This is a genomic window from Curtanaerobium respiraculi, assembly GCF_024609215.1.
GTDB lineage: Bacteria > Actinomycetota > Coriobacteriia > Coriobacteriales > Eggerthellaceae > Curtanaerobium > Curtanaerobium respiraculi.
On sequence record NZ_JANIPD030000020.1, the window covers coordinates 1 to 6,375 of the forward strand.

The 6,375-nt window shown below is 66.5% G+C and carries 7 protein-coding genes and 1 pseudogene; 4 read left to right on the top strand and 4 right to left on the bottom strand.

Annotated features, from left to right (window positions below; translation table 11 throughout):
• Positions 1-75: 75 nt before the first annotated feature.
• The 4 genes from NOV21_RS06400 to NOV21_RS06415 are packed head-to-tail and all read right to left on the bottom strand — an operon-like array spanning position 76 to position 2,031.
• The gene (locus tag NOV21_RS06400) at positions 76-630 is read right to left on the bottom strand and encodes a hypothetical protein (protein WP_283171787.1); all 555 of its coding nucleotides are present in this window, start codon (positions 628-630) and stop codon (positions 76-78) included.
• The gene (locus NOV21_RS06405; RefSeq protein ID WP_283171711.1) at positions 627-1,445 is read right to left on the bottom strand and encodes a relaxase family protein; all 819 of its coding nucleotides are present in this window, start codon (positions 1,443-1,445) and stop codon (positions 627-629) included. Before NOV21_RS06405 ends, NOV21_RS06400 begins: the two co-directional genes overlap by 4 nt.
• The gene (locus NOV21_RS06410; protein WP_283171710.1) at positions 1,442-1,621 is read right to left on the bottom strand and encodes a hypothetical protein; all 180 of its coding nucleotides are present in this window, start codon (positions 1,619-1,621) and stop codon (positions 1,442-1,444) included. The genes NOV21_RS06405 and NOV21_RS06410 overlap by 4 nt, the downstream gene beginning before the upstream one ends.
• An 8-nt stretch (positions 1,622-1,629) precedes the next feature.
• Positions 1,630-2,031 (bottom strand): hypothetical protein, encoded by a 402-nt coding sequence (locus tag NOV21_RS06415; RefSeq protein WP_283171709.1) that lies wholly within the window; start codon positions 2,029-2,031, stop codon positions 1,630-1,632.
• A gap of 788 nt (positions 2,032-2,819) precedes the next feature.
• On the opposite strand from NOV21_RS06415, the pseudogene NOV21_RS06420 reads away from it, so the two are divergent.
• From NOV21_RS06420 to NOV21_RS11365, 4 genes and pseudogenes are all read left to right on the top strand, one after another.
• A pseudogene (locus NOV21_RS06420) lies at positions 2,820-4,745 on the top strand (Cna B-type domain-containing protein); the annotation flags it as partial.
• Positions 4,746-4,973 carry an LPXTG cell wall anchor domain-containing protein gene (locus NOV21_RS06425; RefSeq protein WP_283171788.1) on the top strand — a complete coding sequence of 76 codons (228 nt, stop codon included), beginning with the start codon at positions 4,746-4,748 and terminating at the stop codon, positions 4,971-4,973.
• A gap of 308 nt (positions 4,974-5,281) precedes the next feature.
• A complete protein-coding gene (locus NOV21_RS06430) occupies positions 5,282-5,575 on the top strand; it encodes a helix-turn-helix domain-containing protein (protein WP_283171708.1) in 294 nt (97 codons plus the stop codon).
• A 302-nt stretch (positions 5,576-5,877) separates the two neighbouring features.
• A complete protein-coding gene (locus NOV21_RS11365) occupies positions 5,878-6,102 on the top strand; it encodes a response regulator transcription factor (protein WP_428978408.1) in 225 nt (74 codons plus the stop codon).
• Positions 6,103-6,375 lie beyond the last annotated feature (273 nt).

Here is a 6,375-nt window from a genome sequence, read left to right on the forward strand (position 1 = left end):
CGTTTTTATCTTTGCGGGCGCTGCTTTTAGGAAGCGACACCGCACCCCATTATGGCAGAAGTGCTGGAATGGCGCTCAGAACCGGCTTTCCTCGGTATCGCTCTCCGCTGAATCCGCTGTCAGATTTTCCACAAGCGCATACGTTGCGGGGCCGAAGCCCATCAGACGGCAGACCTCGGCCTCTATCTCGATTCCGTCTGCATCATCGCCTACGAGCATGTTGAGCGCGCGATGCGCCGAGACCGCCTGGGCGGGCAGGCCGTCGGCGATGCGCGACGCCCATGCGAGGCGGTTGCAGCCCACGAGGCCGTCTCCCACGCGCAGGGGCGCGAGCTCGCTGTCCACCGTCACCATGGAGAGCCGCGGCACGTCCTCGCTGTCCGCCACGACGACGCAGAGCCCGTCGCGCCTGCGGGCTATGGGGAGGCCCTCCGGCCCGGCGGGCGCGTCCTGCCCCGGCGCGGGGTACCAGCGCATGGAGAGGAGCAGCATGCCGCCCTCGCGCATGGCGCCGGAGAGGTCGAGCGACCAGTTGGTGACGACGTTTCCGCGGTACATGCTCGCGTCGGTGAGGTTGGCGGTGTCGAACGCGTCCATTCGCCCGCCCTGGTAGTAGGTCTTCACGATCATCGCTGGCTTTCCCTTCCGTCGTCGCGCTGGCGTGTGCGCTGGTGCTCGCTTACGTGTTCTGGGGCGTTGCTGCGCTGTGCGCTCGCGCCTTGGGTACGGGAGAAGGGCTTCGATGGCTTCGGTGCGTGCCGCCGCTCTGCGCTGCGGTCCTTGAGGATGCCGAGGCCCTGCACGTAGGCGGCCATATCTGGGTTGCCCGCGCCCTTAGCGGCGAGGTCCGCTGTCGTGCGGATGCTGTTGCCCTTGAGCCACGCAAGCGCCTCGGAGAGCCTTTCCAACTCGGAGAGGTCGCCGAGCTCCACGGCGGAGCGCGCGAGCTCCGCGACTCTGCGCTCGCCTGCGTCCGCGAGGTGCCCTGCCGCACCCAGCGAGAAGCCGCGCATGAGCGACTCGCGCCCGTAGCCGAGCCCCAGGCTCTCGCCCGAGACGTGCCAGGTGGGGTGCCCGGAAAGCGAGAAGATCCAGTCGCGGCGTCTTGCCTTGGTGGAGTTGTCCTCGATCCCCACGCCCAGGCTCTTGAGGAGCCCCCTGAACTCGTCTTCGCTCCTCGTGGCGGAGCGCGCAACGCGGATGCGGGCGCGGATGTCCGCCACCCAGGAGTAGCCGCCCTTCTCGGCGATCTCTCGCTCCGCGCGGCGCACATGCTCTGCCTGCAGCGTGCGGGGGCGCATGCGCCCGCGCACGGACGCCTTCTCCTCGGCGCTGTCGAGGTCCGAGAGCCCGCGCTCCTTGGCCATGTGCTGCAGGGAGTGCTTGAGCTCCTTGGGGTCGGGGTCCCGAAGGCGCCGGCCCGTGACGATGTTGGTGTTGTTCACGATAACGTGAGCGTGCGCGTGTCGTCCATCGCCGCCGCCCAGTCGAAGGCGGCGTTCTCTTGCTCGGGAGCGTCGAGGTTCAGGTAGTCGGAGGCGAGAGCTCGCCCGTCCTCGGTGAGGTAGCGGTAGGCGCCCTTGCAGGACGTGTGACCGGATACGGGCTTGAGCAACGGCATGGGCGCACCTACAGGAAGAGCGGGCGAGACTCCGCTACCTTGCGCACGGGATTGGCAAGCTCGCCCGTCCTCTCGTGCAGGTGCTCCAGCTGCCGCTCCACTGAGGAAAGCTCCTCCAGGACGTCGGAGGCGTCCATGGCCTCTCGTTTGAGGTAGTAGGCGATGCGGTTCAGGGCGCGGGATGCCTGGTTCTGCTGGTAGCCCCACTGGTTGAGCTCGCGGTAGAGGCGGTTCGCGCAGGTGAGGTCAAGCACCACGTGGCGGCGTGCCTCCACGTCCTCGGCTGGCAGCTGCAGGAGCAGCCTCACGAGTGCGGACGTGGTGATGTTCAGCGTGCTTGCGAGTGCTTGCGCGCGCTCGATGTCCGCTTGGCCAACGCGCACGTGCAGGCGCCTGTCGTATCTCTCCATGGTTCCCCTAGGCGCCGAGAGGCGGCGCGTCTTGCCCGGGCGGTCGTCCGGGCTTCCCAGGGGCGCGGGGTATCCCCCGCAAGGGAGCGTATCGCGCACGCGCGCGTGCTCCCGCCACTCGGCATCCGGGTGGGGCGACGCACCATCGAAGCGGCAGCGCGATGGGCGCGGCTCCCGGTGCCGGCAAGAGCTGTCTCGTGCGTTGTGCGCACAAGATAGGCTGCTTGCTGACAATCGGATTTAGCTTGCGTTTTCGGGGGGGGGGTAAAGTTTTTCCTGTAAATTTGTAGGTTTTTATGCCCAGAGCCGACCGAAACGGCGAAAGGACGGAAAGGAACACGATGAGAAAGAAATTATGCTGCATCATGAGCGTGGTGCTCGCGCTCAGCATCTGCGTGCCCGGGAGGGCGATGCAGGCGCTGGCGGCCGACGGCGGCGGGCAGGTCTCGACGTCGGCAACGGCCTCGCAGGAGCCCGCCGCCTCCGGCCAGGCGGCGGACGAGTCGCAGGTCACCTCGGCCGTCGCGCGGGAGCAGGGCGAGCAGGGGGCCGCCTCCGACCCCGGAGAGGCCTCGCAGGCCGTCCCGGCCCCGGCGGACGAACCGACGGCTGCCGGCGAGTCTCAGGCGAACGGCACCAGGGGCAGCCCGACCGAGGAATCGGCTGCCGACGTCCCCGCCCCCGCAGCTGCGAGGGCACCTCTGCGCGCCCCTGGAACTGCCAAGGCGGTCGCCGCGACCGTCACTAATCTGACAATCACGCACCTCGACGGCAGTGCCGGCGGGGTGATGCATACCTTCGACACGTTCTACCTGACGATGGACTGGGACGCGAGCCAGAACGGTGCCAACCTGCACGAGGGCGACTACTTCGACATAACGCTCCCCGACAACATGAGGTTCCCGTCCGACACGACTGCGAGCGACTTCGACATCATCGGCCCAGACGGCTCTGCCGTGATCGCCAAGGCCCACGTCGCGCCGGGCGCCAACGACGCGGGCGGCACGGTGCGCGTGACATTCACGGACTGGGTCGAGGGCAAGGAGAACGTCAAGGGGTCGATCAGGCTGGCTGCGAAGTTCTACGAGTCCAAGGTGAAGCTCGACGAGGACAACACCTTCAGCGTGACGGTCAACGGGGTGGTCACCCCAATTACCATCAAAATCAACGGATCCCCGAAGCTCCATGACGAGGTTCTCAACAAGTGGAGCGGCAAGGACGGGGCCAACGCCGGCCAGGTCGAATGGGGCGCTCGCATCAACCACATGAAGTCCAGCCTCAAGAACGTGGTGCTCACCGACCACCTGTCCGAGGGGGCCGGGAACGAGACCTACATTCCCGACAGCTTCGAGCTGTGGCGCGTCACAATGGACTCTACGGGGGGCGTTCTCGAGTGGATCGAGCAGATAGACCTTAGCGACAAGCTGACGGTCGCCCCCGACAACAAGTCCTTCACCATCAACCTCGGCGACGTCGACGGCACCCAGTACCGTCTCTCCTACAAGACCACCTACACGCCCGGGACGACTCTGAAGAACAACCTCACGCTCAGCTCCACGAACCAGGAGAGCAAGGTCGTCTCTTCGTCCTACCACTCCGCCGAATCGGGCGGCTCGGGCGGCGGCACCCTCGCCAACAAGATCAAGCTCATCAAGGTGGACGCAGACGACTCCTCCGTCGTGCTCGCTGGGGCAGTATTCACCGTGACTGCCTCTGACGGCTCCACGTTCGATCTTACTACTGGTGCTGACGGCACCGTGACCTCTGGCACCCTGACCTCCGGCACCTACAAGGTGAAGGAAAAGACGGCGCCTACAGGCTATCTGCTGAATGACCAAGAGTACACGCTCACGGTCAGTCCCGATGGCGGGGCAGTCCAGACTGTCAAGGACACGCCTACGATGACTAGCGTCAACGTAGCCAAGAGTTGGGTCGGCCCCGAGGGCTCCTCCGTCACCGTGCACCTGCTCGCGGACGGAGCGGACACCGGCAAGACGGTGACCCTCTCCTCCGGCAACGGCTGGAAGGGCAGCTTCGACGGGCTGCGCAAGTACCAGGCGGGCTCCGGCACCGAGATAGCCTACACCGTCTCCGAGGACCCGGTGGCGAACTACGATTCCGCCGTCTCCGGCGACGCGACCTCTGGGTACACCATCACCAACACTAGCACCGAGACCGTGGACGTCTCCGGGACCAAGACCTGGGACGACGCGAACGATCAGGACGGAGCGCGCCCCGGGTCCATCACCGTGAACCTACTTGCGAACGGCGCCCAGAAGGACTCGAAGACCGTGAAGGCGGACGACGGCTGAGCGTATTCGTTCACCGGCCTTCCCAAATACGACGACAACGGCAAAGAGATCGCCTACACCGTGACCGAGAACCAGGTCAACGGCTACTCGACTACGGTCTCCGGCACCGACATCACCAACACGCACACGCCGGGCCAGACGTCCGTCACGGTCTCCAAGACATGGGACGACGCCGGCGACCAGGATGGCATCCGCCCGGATGCCATCAAGGTGCAGCTCTACGCCGACGGCCAGGCCTCCGGCGACGCTGTCGAGCTGAGGGGCGACAATCAGTGGTCCTACACGTGGACCGGCCTCGCCCAGAAATCCAACGGCAAGGACGTTGCCTACACCGTGCAGGAGGTCGGCGTGCCCGAGGGCTACACGGCGGCGATCACCGGTGACGCGACCTCCGGCTTCACGGTGACCAACACCAAGGACGAGACCCCCGGCACCCCCGGCGGCCCGTCCCAGGGCAAGCACGGCGGGGCCTCGTCCCTGTTCCCTAAGACCGGCGACGACACCGTGGCTCCGATCGCCCTTCTGGCAGCCGCCCTCGCTGCGGGGGCGGCCGGGCTTGCCGCCCGCCGCAGGTTGACGGCGGAGCCGGACGGCAGCGCCGCCGGACGCGCGCGCCATTCGAAGAGGTAGACGCCTAGCCGGACAGAGAAGGCCTACGTAGGGAAACCGCCCCCCGGAGAAGCGATTCCATCGCTCCCGGCGGGGCGGTTTGCTTGCGCGACGGGGCGGACGTGCCCGGGCCGACCGCCCACCACGCCCGGGAGACGCCCGGGCAATCGACCGCGAGGCGGCATCGCGATGGCCCCCGGTCGATTGCCCGCCGAGACGAATCGCGCGCAACTGCCCCACCGCTCGGAGGCGATGCACCCAGAACAGGGGAACCAGCCGCCACCACCTTGCCGCTTGCGAGACAGTCAAGCAGAAGAGGTGAGGCGGCCATGCCCGCTGCGAACAGGAGCCGGGGCCACATCCCCCTTAAGGACTACTACAGCGTCGCCGACGTCTCGGCCCTGCTGGGAATCGGGGAGAACGAGGTGCGCCGGCTCGCCGGGAGGCCGGGCGATCCCCTCCCGTTCCGACGGCTCGCGCACAGGGCCCGCGGGATGTTCATCGCCCGATTTGAGCTCGTGGAGTGGGTCCAGCGGAACACCGTCCTCGTCGCCTCCGGCGATAGCGCCCCGCATTCCCGCAGAGGGCCGGACGGGCGCGGAAGCCGCGATGGGGGGCAATGAGCCGGACGGATACCGGCGCAGGGACAATGAGCTCCTCATCTGCACGAGGGAGGAGAGTCCTGCCTCCTGGCACGCGGGCGGCGCATGGGCGAGAGAACATGCGGCGAGCAGCCTACCTCGACGCGGGACCGCCAGGAGCGACGTGGCCATTCCCCCGGTTTCGTCCATGTAGACCACGAGTGCACCCATGAGGGCAAATCCCACCTGCTCTAGGGGAAGCGCAAACTGGTAGGCTGAGGACGGCACAAGCCCCGCCGCCCCATCGGTCCTCTCACCGCGCGTGACGAGGGAGGTCATCGCGCATGCCATTCCAGGCACGGTATCGACCTGTTCTCGCAGTTGCCCCCCCACGTGAGCTTCAGATCGCGTCCCTCGTTGCCGAGGGGCTCTCCAATGCCGAGATCGCCGAGCGCATGTCCATAGAGCCCGCCTCGGTCAAGCGCTCCGTCTCCCGCATCATCTCCAGGCTCGGCCTTGACAGTCGCGTCCGGGTCGCGGTTGCCTGGCGGCGTACCGGGCGACGGTGATCCTGCGAACGATATATGCCAGCACAACCTGAGTCCTCAACGAAATTTTGCTTGACGGGCCCTCGCTATTGTCTTATTGTACTATTTAAGTAATACAATAAGACAATAAGGTGATGCCTGTGCCATGGGACTTTGCGGACGGTTCGCCCATCTGGCGGCAGATTGCCGTGCGCATCAAGTCTGACGTTGCGGGTGGTAGGCTCGCCCCGGGAGAGAAGGTCGCATCGGTGCGCGACCTAGCCGTTCAAGCGGGGGTAAACCCCAACACGATGC